The organism is Nostoc sp. FACHB-888 (assembly GCF_014696655.1).
Lineage (GTDB): Bacteria > Cyanobacteriota > Cyanobacteriia > Cyanobacteriales > Nostocaceae > Nostoc.
In genome coordinates this window covers 22,533-36,980 of record NZ_JACJQM010000031.1, presented here as the reverse complement: position 1 = coordinate 36,980, position 14,448 = coordinate 22,533, and the positions used below count along the sequence as shown (strand labels likewise).

14 protein-coding genes are annotated in these 14,448 nt (G+C 41.4%); 13 read left to right on the top strand and 1 reads right to left on the bottom strand.

Translation table 11 applies throughout. The features are described 5' to 3' along the window. Window positions 1-25: 25 nt before the first annotated feature. From H6G26_RS19660 to H6G26_RS19630, 7 genes are all read left to right on the top strand, one after another. On the top strand, window positions 26-301 hold the full coding sequence (locus tag H6G26_RS19660; protein ID WP_190730860.1) for a hypothetical protein: 276 nt from the start codon (window positions 26-28) through the stop codon (window positions 299-301). 106 nt (window positions 302-407) lie between these two features. Further along, window positions 408-1,007 (top strand): heme-copper oxidase subunit III, encoded by a 600-nt coding sequence (locus tag H6G26_RS19655; protein WP_190730859.1) that lies wholly within the window; start codon window positions 408-410, stop codon window positions 1,005-1,007. A 93-nt stretch (window positions 1,008-1,100) separates the two neighbouring features. Beyond that, window positions 1,101-1,586 carry a hypothetical protein gene (locus H6G26_RS19650; protein WP_190730858.1) on the top strand — a complete coding sequence of 162 codons (486 nt, stop codon included), beginning with the start codon at window positions 1,101-1,103 and terminating at the stop codon, window positions 1,584-1,586. Window positions 1,587-1,777: 191 nt separating this feature from the next. After that, window positions 1,778-1,951 carry a hypothetical protein gene (locus tag H6G26_RS19645; RefSeq protein ID WP_190730857.1) on the top strand — a complete coding sequence of 58 codons (174 nt, stop codon included), beginning with the start codon at window positions 1,778-1,780 and terminating at the stop codon, window positions 1,949-1,951. 5 nt (window positions 1,952-1,956) lie between these two features. After that, window positions 1,957-2,568, top strand: a complete 612-nt coding sequence (locus H6G26_RS19640; protein WP_190730856.1) for a cupin — start codon at window positions 1,957-1,959, stop codon at window positions 2,566-2,568. Between the two features lie 69 nt (window positions 2,569-2,637). Next, window positions 2,638-3,120 (top strand): ArsC/Spx/MgsR family protein, encoded by a 483-nt coding sequence (locus H6G26_RS19635; RefSeq protein WP_190730855.1) that lies wholly within the window; start codon window positions 2,638-2,640, stop codon window positions 3,118-3,120. A 219-nt stretch (window positions 3,121-3,339) separates the two neighbouring features. Further along, a complete protein-coding gene (locus tag H6G26_RS19630; RefSeq protein ID WP_190730854.1) occupies window positions 3,340-8,838 on the top strand; it encodes an ATP-binding sensor histidine kinase in 5,499 nt (1,832 codons plus the stop codon). An 86-nt stretch (window positions 8,839-8,924) separates the two neighbouring features. Here H6G26_RS19630 and cysK read toward each other — a convergent pair whose 3' ends face one another. Beyond that, window positions 8,925-9,884, bottom strand: a complete 960-nt coding sequence (cysK, locus tag H6G26_RS19625) for a cysteine synthase A (protein ID WP_190730853.1) — start codon at window positions 9,882-9,884, stop codon at window positions 8,925-8,927. Window positions 9,885-10,899: 1,015 nt separating this feature from the next. Here cysK and H6G26_RS19620 point away from each other — a divergent pair. From H6G26_RS19620 to H6G26_RS19595, 6 genes are all read left to right on the top strand, one after another. Next, window positions 10,900-11,322: a hypothetical protein gene (locus tag H6G26_RS19620; protein WP_190730852.1), complete on the top strand. Its 423-nt coding sequence runs from the start codon at window positions 10,900-10,902 to the stop codon at window positions 11,320-11,322. A 39-nt stretch (window positions 11,323-11,361) separates the two neighbouring features. Beyond that, a complete protein-coding gene (locus H6G26_RS19615; protein WP_190730851.1) occupies window positions 11,362-11,643 on the top strand; it encodes a hypothetical protein in 282 nt (93 codons plus the stop codon). 2 nt (window positions 11,644-11,645) lie between these two features. Then, window positions 11,646-11,957 carry a hypothetical protein gene (locus tag H6G26_RS19610; RefSeq protein ID WP_190730850.1) on the top strand — a complete coding sequence of 104 codons (312 nt, stop codon included), beginning with the start codon at window positions 11,646-11,648 and terminating at the stop codon, window positions 11,955-11,957. 644 nt (window positions 11,958-12,601) lie between these two features. Beyond that, window positions 12,602-12,937, top strand: coding sequence for a hypothetical protein (locus H6G26_RS19605; protein WP_190730849.1), 336 nt, complete (start codon window positions 12,602-12,604; stop codon window positions 12,935-12,937). A gap of 135 nt (window positions 12,938-13,072) precedes the next feature. Next, a complete protein-coding gene (locus H6G26_RS19600; protein WP_100900568.1) occupies window positions 13,073-14,080 on the top strand; it encodes an LLM class flavin-dependent oxidoreductase in 1,008 nt (335 codons plus the stop codon). Continuing rightward, on the top strand, window positions 14,070-14,444 hold the full coding sequence (locus tag H6G26_RS19595) for a hypothetical protein (protein ID WP_190730848.1): 375 nt from the start codon (window positions 14,070-14,072) through the stop codon (window positions 14,442-14,444). The genes H6G26_RS19600 and H6G26_RS19595 overlap by 11 nt, the downstream gene beginning before the upstream one ends. Window positions 14,445-14,448 lie beyond the last annotated feature (4 nt).

The following is a 14,448-nucleotide window of genomic DNA, read 5'->3' as shown; positions in this document are numbered from 1 at the left end:
ATTTCTAGTCATTTGATTTGAGAACTTGAAACTTGAGCTTCAGAACTCGGAACTTGAGCTTCAGAACTCGGAATTTGAGCTTCAGAACTCGGAACTTCAAGCTTGGAACTCAAAACTTAAGCTTCAGAACTCGGAACTTGAGCTTCAGAACTCGGAACTTGAACTTCAGAACTCGGAACTTGAGCTTCAGAACTCGGAACTTGAGCTTCAGAACTCGGAACTTGAGCTTCAGAACTCGGAACTTGAGCCTCAGAACTCGAAACTCGGAATTTTGAGAATTCCTGAACAAGTGAAGAGTTGAGTTAAACAAGGATTTTGGATGAAGAATGAAAATTTTGCCGCTTCACACTTCATTCTTCATTCAAGCTTCCACAACAGACGCAGCGCATAATATTGTCAAAAAATCTATGACTATAGCTACAACCACAAGCGAAGATCACAGTGCAGGACACGAAGAACATCCAGATTTAAGAGTTTGGGGGTTGTTGACGTTCCTCGCTTCTGAATCCCTTATGTTTGGGGGATTTTTTGCCACTTATTTGTTTTTTCGGGGTACTACAGCAGTTTGGCCTCCAGAAGGAAGTGAAGTAGAACTACTCGTGCCGACGATTAACACCATTATCCTAGTGTCTAGTAGTTTCGTCATTCACTTCGGTGATACGGCGATTAAAAAGAATAATGTCAAGGGAATGCAACTATGGTACGCAATTACCGCAATCATGGGGGCAATTTTCTTAGGTGGTCAGGTTTATGAGTACTCAACATTAGGATACGGACTGACTACTAACGTCTTCGCCAACTGCTTTTATATCATGACTGGGTTCCACGGTTTGCACGTTTTCGTGGGACTGTTATTGATCTTACGTGCATTGTGGCGATCGCGTCTTCCCGGTGAATATTCTGCAACCAATCATACTTTCATCCAAATGACAGAAATTTACTGGCACTTCGTAGACATTATTTGGATTGTTCTATTTACCCTGGTGTACGTTCTAACTTTGTTTTAAATAGAGCATGGGGCATTGGGCATTGGGCATTAATTATTTCCCTCATCTCCCCCACTCCCCATTCCCTACTCCCCACTCACCAATAAATTTGTGATGCAAGCTAATACAAACCAATTCTCATGGTTCCAGGTTCCAGATGACGTTAAAAATCTCTTAATTTTAGCTGCACAAAATTGGGATAACACATCAGAATCGGAAAAATATATTCAACAAGCTTTAGCCCAAACTGGTGAGAATACAGATGTGTTAGTAGCAGCATATAGATTTTTCTATTATAAAAATAATTATTCTCTTGCACTGCAAACAACAGTTAAATTATTAGATAAAATTAAAGAAGTAGAAAAATTGCCTGATGACTGGGAGCAACTTAAGCCTATATTAGTCAATCGCAAAGAAGATCCACAAATTCGATTGTACTTAAATGCTTATGCTGCTTCTGGATTAGTGCTAGCCAACTTAGGAGAAATTGAGCAGGCAAAAGAAATCAGCGCCAAAGTCAAAGAGATAGACGAAAAGCATGATTTTGGAGCCGGTATTCTCCTGGATATTTTGACACGTTCAGCAGAAGAAGATGATTAATTAGTCAATGCACTTCTGGACAAGAAAGAGTGGGGAGATGAGGACAAGGAGAATAACTCATGTCTCATTCTCAATGCCCAATACTTCTCTACTCAAGGCTGCGCCAACGACTTACCTCGACTCCGCTCGGCACGAGTCGCTCAGTACAAGTGCCCAATTCCCAATTCCCAATGCCCTTTTGGTGAAAAATCATGAACAATTGGTTATCTACCACATCATATTCCTCTTACTCCCTATTAGGAGCAGCTACTGATAGCAACTCTATCTTTCCTCCTATCACCATACCCACTAAAGTTCCTGGAGATAATAAGGTTCCTAATGTCTCTCCGATTATTATCATCCAATCTTCTCAGCTATCAATTTAAAAGTTATGAAAGGTAGGGATTGGCTGCTAACGGGGGACGGTCAGTATCAAGGCTGTAAATCTGTAAGAGCATGGGATTTGTTGAGAGAAAATTACCGCCTTTATCGGTTTTTAACTGAGGTAGAAGATGTTCTCAATAGTGTGGATGACGAAAGCAGTCGTCTACCAGAAATCCGAATGCTCGTAAGGCGTTTGATAGTAAATTCCTACTGGGTGCGAAGTCAACGTTTAGAGCCTTCGCCCAAAACAGGAACCTCTGTTTTACTCCTATATGATGAATTGGGTTTTCCGTTGACTGTGCAAACAGTAACATTTGCACCTGGAACCCGATCAAACATTCATAATCATGGGACGTGGGGAATAGTGGCGGTCTTACAAGGCCAGGAGAAAAATAGTTTTTGGCGACGCACTCCTAGCCCAGAATTTCAGGACAAAATTGAGCAGACGGGAGAGATAACTCTATTTCCAGGGGATATTATTAGCTTCACTCCCGATGCAATTCACTGTGTAGAAGCAGTGGGCGATGAACCAACTGTGACTTTTAATATCTACGGTGAAACTGATCCAAATGAGAGATTTGAGTTTGACCCAGTTAAGTGTAGTGCTAAAAACTTTTAGCATCACGCGGTAGAGGCGCACATTTGTGCGCCCCTAAAAACGAATAGTATTCTACTAAGAGGTAGTTGAATGGCAAGGGTAATTTTTTATAGCAAACCAGGCTGTAAAGGTGGTACTAAGCAAAAAGTTTTGCTAACAGCTGCTGGTCACGAGGTAATACCATACAACCTGCTAACAGAACCGTGGACAGTTGAGCGTTTGCGTTCGTTTTTTGGCGATCGCCCCGTAGCCGAATGGTTTAATCCTTCCGCTCCAAAGGTAAAATCTGGTGAGGTGGTTCCTGAAAAAGTGGATGAACAAACCGCTTTGGCACTGATGCTGAAAGAGCCGTTGTTGATTCGCCGTCCTTTGTTAGAAGTAGGCGAACAGCGCGAGGTAGGATTTGATGTACAAAAAATTGATGCTTGGATTGGCTTACAAGCTGTGGATGAATCTTTGCAACAAATCAGCGACAATCTGATGAAGGAGAATTTGCAAGGCTGTTCCCACGGTCATGGTCATCATCATGAACATGGTCATGAACACCAAAAGCAAGGTAACTGTAAACATTAGTACAAGATATAGCAGTTCTCTGTTGAGTAGGTACTAAACCCCATCCCCAACCCCCTCCCCGCAAGCCGGGAGGGGGCTAAGATGCGACGATGCTCTGAACAATTTTGGAGTGATCTTTGTAACATCTCGTGAAACTATGCTGAGTTTTGTCACAAATGTTACAAAGCTAAACTTGCATGGGCATAGTAAGTATGCTTAATATTGCAAGAATAAAAAACAATGACAGCTACTTTATCTGGTTATCAACTCCTCGAAACCCTTCACTCCGGTAGTAAAACCGTCATTTATCGTGGACGGCGAGAAACCGATAATGTCTCTGTCATTGTCAAAACTCTCTTGTGCGAACATCCACTCTTAGAAGACATAGCTCGACTGCGCCACGAATATCAAATTATTGAGCCTCTGCAAATTCCTGGCATTGTTAAAGCCTACGAGTTGAAGAATTATCAGCATGGACTGGCTTTGGTTTTGGAAGACATCCCAGGTTGCTTGCTCCAAGAACTGATTGCAACTCAAACAACCACCTTGATTACTTTCCTCAAAGTGGGGATTAATCTAGCACATATTTTAGGAGAACTGCACGCCCAACAGATTATTCACAAAGATATTAAGCCGCACAATATTTTAATTGACCCCGATTCTGGGGAAGCCAAACTGATTGACTTCAGTATCTCCTCGCGCCTTGATAAAGAAAATCCCACCTTGAGCAATCCTAATTTGCTTGAGGGTACGCTTGCGTATATGTCACCTGAGCAGACCGGCAGAATGAATCGAGCGGTTGACTATCGCACCGATTTTTATTCGCTGGGTGTCACTTTATATGAAATGCTGACGGGTATTTTGCCCTTTCAAGCTGTTGATCCGATGGAGTTAATTCACTCTCACATTGCCAAAATACCAGCCGCACCTTGTAGCGAAACCGTGTGTCGCGTTCTGGAAGATGTGCCAGAAGCGATTAGTGCAGTTATTTTTAAATTATTAGCGAAAACAGCAGAAGAACGGTATCAAAGCGCCTGGGGGCTGAAAGCGGATTTAGAGGAATGTTTGTTTCAACTTCAAACGACTGGAAAGATTGAAAACTTTGTACCGGGAAGACAGGATAAATCGGGGCATTTTTTGATTCCGCAAAAGCTATACGGACGCGAAGCAGAAGTAGCAACATTGATGGCTGCGTTTAAGCGTGTGGCAGGTGGTAGCAGCGAACTCATGCTCGTCTCTGGTTATTCGGGAATTGGAAAGACGAGTGTCGTCAATGAAGTTCATAAACCGATTGTGGGAGCAAGAGGTTATTTCATTGCAGGCAAGTTTGATCAGTTCAAGCGCAATATTCCTTATGCATCATTGATTCAGGCGTTCCAATCTTTAATTGGGCAATTACTCACCGAAAGCGAAGCCCAAATCCAAGTTTGGAAAGAGAAACTCCTAAGCGCGTTGGGAGAGAATGAGCAAGTCATGATCGATGTGATTCCCGAAGTCGAACTAATTATTGGAACTGTGCCACCCGTAACACAACTGGGTGCGGCTGAATCTCAAAATCGTTTCAATCGCGTTTTTGGGCAATTCATTGGCGTATTCACGACCCAAGATCATCCTCTGGTTCTTTTCTTGGATGATTTGCAGTGGGCAGATTCGGCATCGCTGAACTTAATTGAGCTATTGATGACGGATAGCGAGCGCAAATATTTATTGTTACTCGGCGCGTATCGGGATAATGAAGTATCGCCCACCCATCCGCTTATGATGAGTTTGGACAAAATTCAATCTTCTAGTGCGGTGATAGATAACATCGTCTTGACACCATTGCAGTTAACGGATGTGGAAGCGTTAATTAGCGATACGTTGAATGACACAGAAGCCAGCAAACCACTAGCAGAATTACTGTTTCACAAAACTGGAGGAAACCCTTTCTTCTTAACGCAACTGCTGAAAACTCTACATCAAGAAGACTTGTTAACGTATGAGTTCCATTCAGGAGTATGGCAGTGGAATATCCAACATATTCAAGCGATTGGTCTTACTGACCTGAATGTGGTTGAACTGACGGCGAGAAATATTCGTAAACTGTCTCTAGAAACGCAAGAAGTACTCAAACTGGCTGCTTGTATTGGCAACACGTTCAATCTGGATGTATTAGCGATCGTTAACGAAGCATCTTCTCTAACAACTGCGGCGCAATTGTGGTCAGCCCTGAAAGCTGGGTTAATTCTGCCGTTAAATCAGGATTACAAAATTCCCTTAGCGTTTAGCCAGGAGGAATTAGGGGGAATTGCTTTAACAGATGTCAAAGTTGATTACAAATTTTTACATGACCGAGTACAGCAAGCAGCGTATTCTCTGATTCCTGATGAGCAGAAGAAAGCAACGCATCTGAAAATTGGTCAATTACTGCTGCTAAATACTACATCAGAAGAACGCAAAGAAAATATATTTGCTTTAGTTAATCAACTCAATTACGGTGCTGATTTACTGATATTTGAAACAGAAAAATATGAATTTGCTGAACTCAATCTTATCGCAGGTCAAAGAGCAAAAGCTGCTACAGCGCATGATTCTGCCGTTAAATATTTGCAAGTCGGTTTAGGATTGTTAGCAGAAGATAGTTGGCACACTCAGTATGACCTAACATTAGCACTGCATGAGGAAGCAGCAGAAGCAGCTTTTTTAAACGGTGATTTTGAAGGAATGCAGAGGTTCGTTGAGGTAGTGCAAAACTGCGCCAAAACGCTGTTGGAGAAAGTGAATGTGTATGAAGTCCAGATCCAAGCTTACATAGGGCAAAACAGGCTGCTAGAAGCAGTTAATACGGGGCTACAAGTTTTAAAGCTCTTAGGGGTGGAGTTTCCCCAAGAGCCGAACCCATCAGATATTGGGCAGGCACTAGGGGAAACTGCGGCAATTTTGAGTGGAAGGCGAATTGAGGATTTAATTGATTTGCCTCAAATGAGCGATCGCTATAAATTAGCAGCTATGAGGCTCATGTCAAGTATCTTCGCTCCTGCATACATGGCTGCGCCAGCACTGGTTCCATTGACGGTGTGCAAACAAGTAAATTTATCCGTTCAATATGGTAATGCTTCTGTTTCTCCCTTTGCTTATGCCAATTATGGTCTTCTTCTTTGCGGAGTTGTAGGAGATATTGATTCAGGTTATCAGTTCGGTCAATTGGCTTTAACTCTAGTGTCAAAGTTAAATGCTCAAGAAATCAAAGCCAAGACACTCCTGATAGTAAATACATTTATCCGACCTTGGAAAGATCATCTGAGAGAAACCCTAGAACCTTTGCTGTCAGTTTACTCTAGCGGACTGGAGACAGGTGATTTAGAATTTGCTGCTTATGGTCTACTAATGTACTCTTATTTGGCTTACTTTAGCGGCAAAGAACTGACTGTCCTTGAAAAAGAGATGGCAATCAATAGAGATGCTATTCATAAAATCAAGCAAGAAACACCGCTTCATTATCTAGAAACCTATCGGCAGGCTACATTAAATCTGCTCGGAAAAAGTGAAAATCCCTGCATTCTAAAGGGTGAAGCCTGCGATGAGCAGATTGCGTTTCTATTACACGAGCAAGCGAACGACAGATTGGGAGTTGCCTACATATATTGGAACAAACTTTTACTTAGTTATTGGTTTGAAAATTACTCAGAAGCGATTGAAAATACTGTCATAGCAGAGAAATATTTGGACGTAGTGATAGGATTACCTGTTGTTCCTCTATTCCATTTTTACGATTCTTTAGTACAGCTAGCAGTATATTTCGATCGCCAAGAGTCAGAGCAAAAGGCAATTCTCGATCGCGTCCAAGCTAATCAAGAAAAAATGCAAAAATGGGCGCATCATGCCCCAATGAATCAATTACACAAATTTTATCTAGTAGAGGCAGAACGGCATCGTGTTTTAGGGGAAAAAATCGAAGCCATCGAGATGTATGATCGCGCGATCACACTTGCCAAACAAAACGAATATATCAACGAAGAAGCACTCGCCCACGAACTCGCTGCCAAATTCTATTTGTCATGGGGTAAAGAAGCGATCGCTCAAACATACATGACAAATGCTTACTACGCCTATGGCAATTGGGGAGCGATCGCTAAAGTCAAAGATTTAGAAGCACGCTATCCCCAATTGATTGTGCAATCAAATCCAGAAAACCTACAAACGAATTACCTGCAAACTATTCAAACCCACTCTACGACTACCGGAGGCAGCCAAATTCTCGACTTGATCACGGTGATGAAAGCTTCACAAGTCTTGTCAGAAGAAATGGTGCTGAGTCGCTTGCTCGAAAAATTGATGAAAAATGTCATCGAAAATGCTGGCGCTCAACAAGGTTACTTTATTGCTAAACACGAGAAGAAATGGATGCTAGAAGCGACGGGAATAGTTGTAGGTAAGGAGGTTAGTGTTGTTGTTAATGCAGAGGATAAAACTAATTCACCTTTACTTCCGATTGCCTTATTCAATTATGTCGAAAGAACCAGAAACAATCTGGTTTTAGGCGATGCTGTTAAAGACTCTCGTTTTGCAGCTGATGCTTATATCACCACTTACCAATCTAAATCCATTTTGTGTTTACCATTAATTCACTCTGGCAAGTTTACTGGTATTCTTTATCTGGAAAATAATCTCATTTCTGGTGCGTTTACCCCAGAACGGGTAAATGTGCTGAGTCTGTTGATAGCACAAATTTCGATTGCCATCGATAACGCTCGTCTCTACACCAATCTGCAAGCTTACTCGGAACAACTAGAAGCTAAATCACAAGAACTCGAAGCTAATAATGAAGCTTTGCAAGCATCCGAAACGCGAGAGCGAGAAAAAGCGGAACAACTCGAGAAATCTTTCCATAAATTGCAACAAACTCAGGCTCATCTTGTGCAGACTGAGAAAATGTCAAGCTTAGGGCAACTAGTAGCTGGCGTTGCCCACGAAATCAACAATCCAGTCAATTTTATCTTTGGCAACCTAACTCATGCCAATGCCTACACCCAAGATGTGCTGGGACTGCTGGAACTTTACCAGAAACATTACCCATCTCCCCACCCAGAGATTCAGGAAGAAGCGGAGGCGATCGATCTAAATTTCCTGCTGGAAGACCTGCCCAAGCTACTGTCTTCTATGTGGGTTGGGGCAGACCGAATTCGCCATATTGTCGCTTCCCTGCGAACTTTCTCACGCATGGATGAAGCCGAGATTAAAGCCGTTAATATTCATGAGGGAATTGATAGTACTCTAATGATTCTGCAACATCGCCTCAAAGCAAAGTCAGATCGTGTCGGTATTGAGTTGATTAAACACTACGGCAACTTGCCCCAAGTGGAATGCTATGCAGGGCAGCTAAATCAAGTGTTTATGAATGTGTTGAGTAATGCGATCGATGCTTTAGAAGAGTCATTAGCGAACAATCAAGCACAAATAACAACTCCAACTATTACTATTGACACTGAACAAATTGATGCTCATCAAGTCGAAATTCGGATTATAGACAATGGTCTAGGTATACCAGAGTCTGTTCGGCAACGTCTGTTCGATCCTTTCTTCACTACAAAACCTGTGGGCAAAGGAACAGGTATGGGCTTGTCGATTAGTTACCAAATCATCACCGAAAAACATGGTGGTTCGCTCTCTTGCACCTCAGAATCAGGCGAGGGAGCGGAGTTTCAAATCCGCATTCCAGTTTGCCAGGAAGTTAGCAAGAACGTTGCTGGTGGTGTCTAAAGGGTGAAATAACACTCTTTAGTAGTTACAACAATTTTCATTTGCATGAAGTAGGGACATACATTTGTATGCCCCTAGAACTGTCTTTAACGGACGCCAGCAGTTTCTAAGGACAAGTCTTGAAACATGGGTGTGCTGAGGTAACGTTCGCCAAAGGAAGGTTGAATCATCACGATTAACCGCCCGGCATTTTCTGGACGTTTCCCTACTTGAATTGCAGCACACAAAGCTGCACCAGAGGATATGCCAGATAATAAACCTTCTTCTTTTGCCAAACGGCGTCCATAAGCGATCGCTTGTTCATCGCTGACTCTAATTACTTCATCAACCAATTCTAGGCGGAGAACATCGGGGATAAATCCGGCACCAATTCCTTGAATTCTGTGTGGCCCGGCTTCACCACCTGAGAGAACTGGGCTGTTGCTGGGTTCAACTGCGATCGCCTGAAAAGTCCGCTTGCGCTGTTTGAGTACTTCTGCAACCCCAGTAATGGTTCCACCAGTACCTACCCCAGCAATGACGATATCCACTTCCCCGTCTGTATCTGTCCAAATTTCTTCTGCGGTGGTTTCCTGGTGAACTTTAGGATTAGCAGGGTTGCGGAACTGTTGCAGCATAAAAGCATCAGGAGTATTGGCCACAATTTCTTCGGCTTTGCGAATAGCTCCCCGCATTCCCTCAACGCCTGGTGTTAACTCCAAAGAAGCACCATAAGCCCTGAGCATAGCCCGTCGTTCTTGGCTCATCGTCTCTGGCATTGTCAAAATCAAACGGTAGCCACGCGCTGCTGCTACCATCGCTAGAGCAATTCCTGTATTACCAGAGGTAGGCTCAACTAAAATGGTTTTTCCAGGGGAAATTGAGCCAGCTGCTTCTGCTGAGAGTACCATACTTAACCCAATGCGGTCTTTCACCGAAGCTGCTGGGTTCATCCCTTCTAATTTGACAACTATCCTTGCTACTACTCCCTCAGCTTGAGGAATTTTGTTCAGTTGAACTAAAGGAGTCCGCCCAATCAGTTCTGTTATGTCTTTAGCAATCCGCATTATTTAACTCCTAAAATCCTAAATCTTAGTACAAAGTATTTACTTGTAACAATAAGGTTTTGTGTATTTAATTTGTAGTGTAGTGTCAATGACTGCATATACTCTGTATTCTAACTAAATCACAAAATATGAAAGCTTAGGAAGAACTTTTATCAGATGCTTCCATTGATTCTCACTTCAGCAGAGGGCTAGCTTGCCATACTTGTATTTTACCATTTGGAATTGCTGACTATTGTTTTTCAGACTAAAAATCTGTATATATGCATAATTTTTACCATTATTTTTAATATCTCCTATATGTTATAGAAATATAATTTACTTTCACAAGATTTAATTGTTTTTTCTAATTTTTTAGTCTATCTTTATCAAAAGACATTGATATTTTCTTTTGAGTGCAGTTTTTGTCTTTTAAAAAATGCATCAAAAACAGTCCTTAATCATTGCCTACACTGCTTTCAGGTTGAGTACAGAAATACCAGAACCCCACCTCGTAAACACTAGAACCCCGTCCCAATAACACTAGCACCCATACCCCAATGAATTTTTGTAAGGCTTATCGGGCGGGAATTACAAGCCTTGAGTACTATTCTAATGAATTTAATAATCTTAACAGGGCTAGGGTAAACTGTTTTGTGGAGAGCGGCTGATATAAATCGTATAGGATTTACGCAGAGATTCCCCTCTACCCCCCAACATTCCTGAGCGAAAGCTTAGTGAACTAGGGGGGACTTCTTAATCTCTCTTTTGAAAGGAAGATGAAATCACATTCTTTGAATCTGAGTGCGTTATTTCTGACTGATTAATCCTACGTTTTGTGAAAAGTTTGGTAACTTTTCAGTGGTCAGTAGTCAGTGGTAATTATAAAAATGACTGGCAACTAACGATTGTAAAACTACCATTTACACATATTTTAATATCAAAACTGTTTGAAAAGTAGAAATATATAGCTACTTAAGATAAACAGCAAAAGATATTTTCTTGCTGAGTGCATACTACCTAGCAAGGGAGAGCCGAGATGAAAGCCAAACTTTTAAATCTTCTCACAGTTTGCGTAGTTACCTTAGTAGTGCTTTCTCCAGGAATAGTAGTATTTGGCATAGTCTGGGAACGGCATTTGGAGTTAGTAAAATCCCAGAATTTAGCCTGCGAAATTAACAAGACTAGTAGAAATGCTCCTATCTTGGCTCCCCGGACAGAGGGTACACATTCCCCTCAGACTAACATCAAATCCTCTGACCGTAATGTGATTCATCAAATGCTGACTGTTACTGAACAATCTAAATTTGCCACGATCCTACAATGGTTCTTCTTGCTAACCCCTATTTGTGTTGGGTTAGGGATTCTTTTTTACGACAGATATCTTGTTCATCGTGCTGCTGTTTTAAAAGAACAAGTTGAAATGTTGGAAAGGCTATGGCAGCACAGTATTGAACAGTAACCAATTCACAATTAACTCACTAAAATCAACAAAATTACTATGTCAGAGCAACGCCAACAACTATATTTCAATCTGATTGATGAGCTACTCAAATGCCCTAATGGTCAGGAACCAGAAGTTTTGGAAAGTAAACCAGAATTGATTGATTCTGGATTTGTAGAGACAATGTTACAAGTAGCAACTATGTTTGCCCATGAAGGCAATCAAGATGGCGCTAAGTTTTTATTTTTTGTAGCGCGTGAGCTAGCTAAAGAACTGGGTTTATACCCGGAAGTTTCCAATCCTGAAGTTGCAAATAATGAAGCCGCAAATAAGGAGTAAAAATGCTGTTAACTTCAACGGATGCAGGACAAATAGCTTTAGAACTGCTGATGGCAGATTGGAATATTTCAGAAGATAATCGGGAGTGGTTTACAATCTTTAACTCTCGTCTGATTGGCGAGAGTTGGTACACTGTAGAATTAGGTGTAGAAGGATTTCCCGATAGATGGTTTATTCAAGTATATGACAATGGAGTGTGCGATCCCAACTATACATTTATATCGCCAATCCGTGGTTCTGAAGGATTTACGGACTTTGTAAATGTGCCGGATATTATAGCAGAGGTATTAGTTTGTGAACGTAATGCTCGATAATAATTAAAAAGACAAAATTTAGAATTCAATATTAAGATATGCTATTTAAATGCATTTTATTTGAATTCATAATTTTTGATATTAGAGTATTTAGGTGCATCTCACATTTACAAATATACCTGTTGATTAGAAATCGCGGTTAATCTTGCAGACATAGACGCTTTGCGGCTACTTTTACGAGAACGCTTTCAGCGTTAGCGACGTTCGCGTAGCGTCTCGCAGAGAAGGAGCGTCACCCGCAGGGTAGTTCGCCTACACTGACTAAGAAAAACAACTTGCTCAAACAACTGGTTTAACCTACGCAGGTGGGTTAAGTGTCTTATAACTGCGAATTCCATTCGCAAAGTTTAATACTGCAAGGCGGAAGTCAAAAGTCACGCATAATTGTATTCCAAAGTCTTGCACCATTTCAAATGGTATGTTTATTTCCGTCGTGCTGCACTAGAGGTCTTTAAACCAATACTTTTATATTTAAATATAAAGATGCTTTACGCAAAGCTGAGGTAATACTAAACAATGTATGCCTCTTTTTTTTGTAATGTTTAATATTTTATTTAAGCCTATTAGGCTATTTTGTCATGTTTAATTGATAAAGTTATGTTATATTAAATAGCGTGATAGACGCTACAGAAATATCAGTTCCAATGATTGCTGAAGATATCTTAGCCAAAGAATTCACAAGAGTCCTCAACGACTACTACCCAAAAGTTGGAGAATTACTAAACGGGTGTTATGTGAAAGTCATCACCTGTTTTTGGGGACGACCTGCTAGACGCTTGCAATATATAGGAATTTATTGCTCTGACGAAATGATTTCCTGTGTGCAAGCTCACAAAGAAATACTCAGAGAAGTAGCAGGCAACATGGGTCTAGTACAGGTAGTCTGCATGAATGCCAAGCGATTATTGCGCGATCCGATGTCGAACATCAAACACAATAACCCACGTCTATGGTTGGAGTTACAGTGGGTTGCAAATTAGTCTTTGATCGCATTAATGGAGAGGAGTAAAGGTGTTTGTAGTGAAAACTTTAGTCCTCAAATATTTAAGCACTAAAGTGCTTACTACGAACCTATTGACCACTAGAATAGCCAGCACAAAGTATTAACGCAAGTAATGAAAACTGGAATTTTCTGCAATTACGATAATCATCACCAAGATGCTCGTCGTGCCATCTTTGAGCAAGTCGCGCTGATAAAACAGGCAGAAAGTTTAGGTTTTGAGTCAGCCTGGGTGAGTGAGCATCATTTTAGTGAATCCAATCTCAGCCCCTCTATGTTGCTGTTAATGGCACACTTGGCGGGGCTGACTTCAACTATCCAATTAGGTACTGCGGCGGTGTTACTGCCATTCCATAACCCAATTCGGGTAGCGGAAGATATCGCCACTCTGGATAACCTGTGCAATGGACGATTATTATTTGGAGTTGCTAAAGGCGGCCCCTTCCCCCAACAAAATAAGCATTTTGCGACACTCCCAAGTGAAGCACGTCCTAAGACGCTAGAGGCGATAGCACTGATTCACAAGCTGTTATATGAAACTGATGTATCATTTAATGGCAAGTATTATCAATGCGATCGCTTAACAATTTACCCAAAACCATTGCAGAGTCAAATACCAGTGTATGTTGCCACTGGTGGTGATGATGGTATCGAGTTTGCTGCTAAACATTCCTTCAGCTTGATGGGTGGGCCGCCATTCTCCCTACAGAGATTGAAGGATACTGTTGCTAAATATCGAGCCTTAAATTCTAGTGGTGCGGAAAATTTCGTGCTGGCACGCTTTTTTTATGTTGGTAAAACATTTGATGAGGCAGTGAGTGAGGCGTTACCTTTCATCCGCCAATTTAGCAAAAAAATGACAGCTAATTCGGCTGAAGTATTGCAGAATAGTGCGAATCCCAACCAAAAACCATTCGATCGCACAAACATTTGTTTCGATGAAGATTATTTGATTGAGAATTCAATTATTGGTGATGTGGAGACTTGTCGAGACAAAATCAAGAAATTTCAAGACGAATTAAATTTAGGTACGTTAGCACTCAAACCCTCATCTTCGGATATGCAAAAAAACTTGGAGAGTTTGACGCGCTACAACCAAGAGGTGCGAAATTATGTCTTCTAAACTATACCAGCTTCCTCCCGATGATTTACCTCCATCTGAGGTAACAAAAGAGGATGGAATGCTGCAAATGGAGCTAGAACAGTCTACAGGTAGATGCTTTTATCTAGCCTGCGATCGCATTACGCGAGTCCTGTTATCTAATTGTCAGTGGTATGTCACAACAAATGCTAGCATTTTAACATTAATTGTTGACTGCCCTGACTTAGTATCTTACTGGCATATAGTCAGCAATATTGCCCAGTTGGGTAATAGGCTAGAGCGGTTTGCTAGCAACGGTAAAATCCGCGTTTATCCGCCATTTGGCAAGGGGATGCCATTTGAAATCAGCGTAAATGAAATATCAGCTTATCGAGATTGGCTTTGAGGTA

Coding starts and splice junctions, on each gene's coding strand:
- H6G26_RS19600 (WP_100900568.1), top strand. CDS start 13,073: ATGAAAACTGGAATTTTCTGCAATTACGATAATCATCACCAAGATGCT.
- H6G26_RS19610 (WP_190730850.1), top strand. CDS start 11,646: ATGCTGTTAACTTCAACGGATGCAGGACAAATAGCTTTAGAACTGCTG.
- H6G26_RS19630 (WP_190730854.1), top strand. CDS start 3,340: ATGACAGCTACTTTATCTGGTTATCAACTCCTCGAAACCCTTCACTCC.
- H6G26_RS19640 (WP_190730856.1), top strand. CDS start 1,957: ATGAAAGGTAGGGATTGGCTGCTAACGGGGGACGGTCAGTATCAAGGC.
- H6G26_RS19605 (WP_190730849.1), top strand. CDS start 12,602: ATGATTGCTGAAGATATCTTAGCCAAAGAATTCACAAGAGTCCTCAAC.
- H6G26_RS19645 (WP_190730857.1), top strand. CDS start 1,778: ATGAACAATTGGTTATCTACCACATCATATTCCTCTTACTCCCTATTA.
- cysK (WP_190730853.1), bottom strand. CDS start 9,884: ATGCGGATTGCTAAAGACATAACAGAACTGATTGGGCGGACTCCTTTA.
- H6G26_RS19620 (WP_190730852.1), top strand. CDS start 10,900: ATGAAAGCCAAACTTTTAAATCTTCTCACAGTTTGCGTAGTTACCTTA.
- H6G26_RS19650 (WP_190730858.1), top strand. CDS start 1,101: ATGCAAGCTAATACAAACCAATTCTCATGGTTCCAGGTTCCAGATGAC.
- H6G26_RS19655 (WP_190730859.1), top strand. CDS start 408: ATGACTATAGCTACAACCACAAGCGAAGATCACAGTGCAGGACACGAA.
- H6G26_RS19635 (WP_190730855.1), top strand. CDS start 2,638: ATGGCAAGGGTAATTTTTTATAGCAAACCAGGCTGTAAAGGTGGTACT.
- H6G26_RS19595 (WP_190730848.1), top strand. CDS start 14,070: ATGTCTTCTAAACTATACCAGCTTCCTCCCGATGATTTACCTCCATCT.
- H6G26_RS19615 (WP_190730851.1), top strand. CDS start 11,362: ATGTCAGAGCAACGCCAACAACTATATTTCAATCTGATTGATGAGCTA.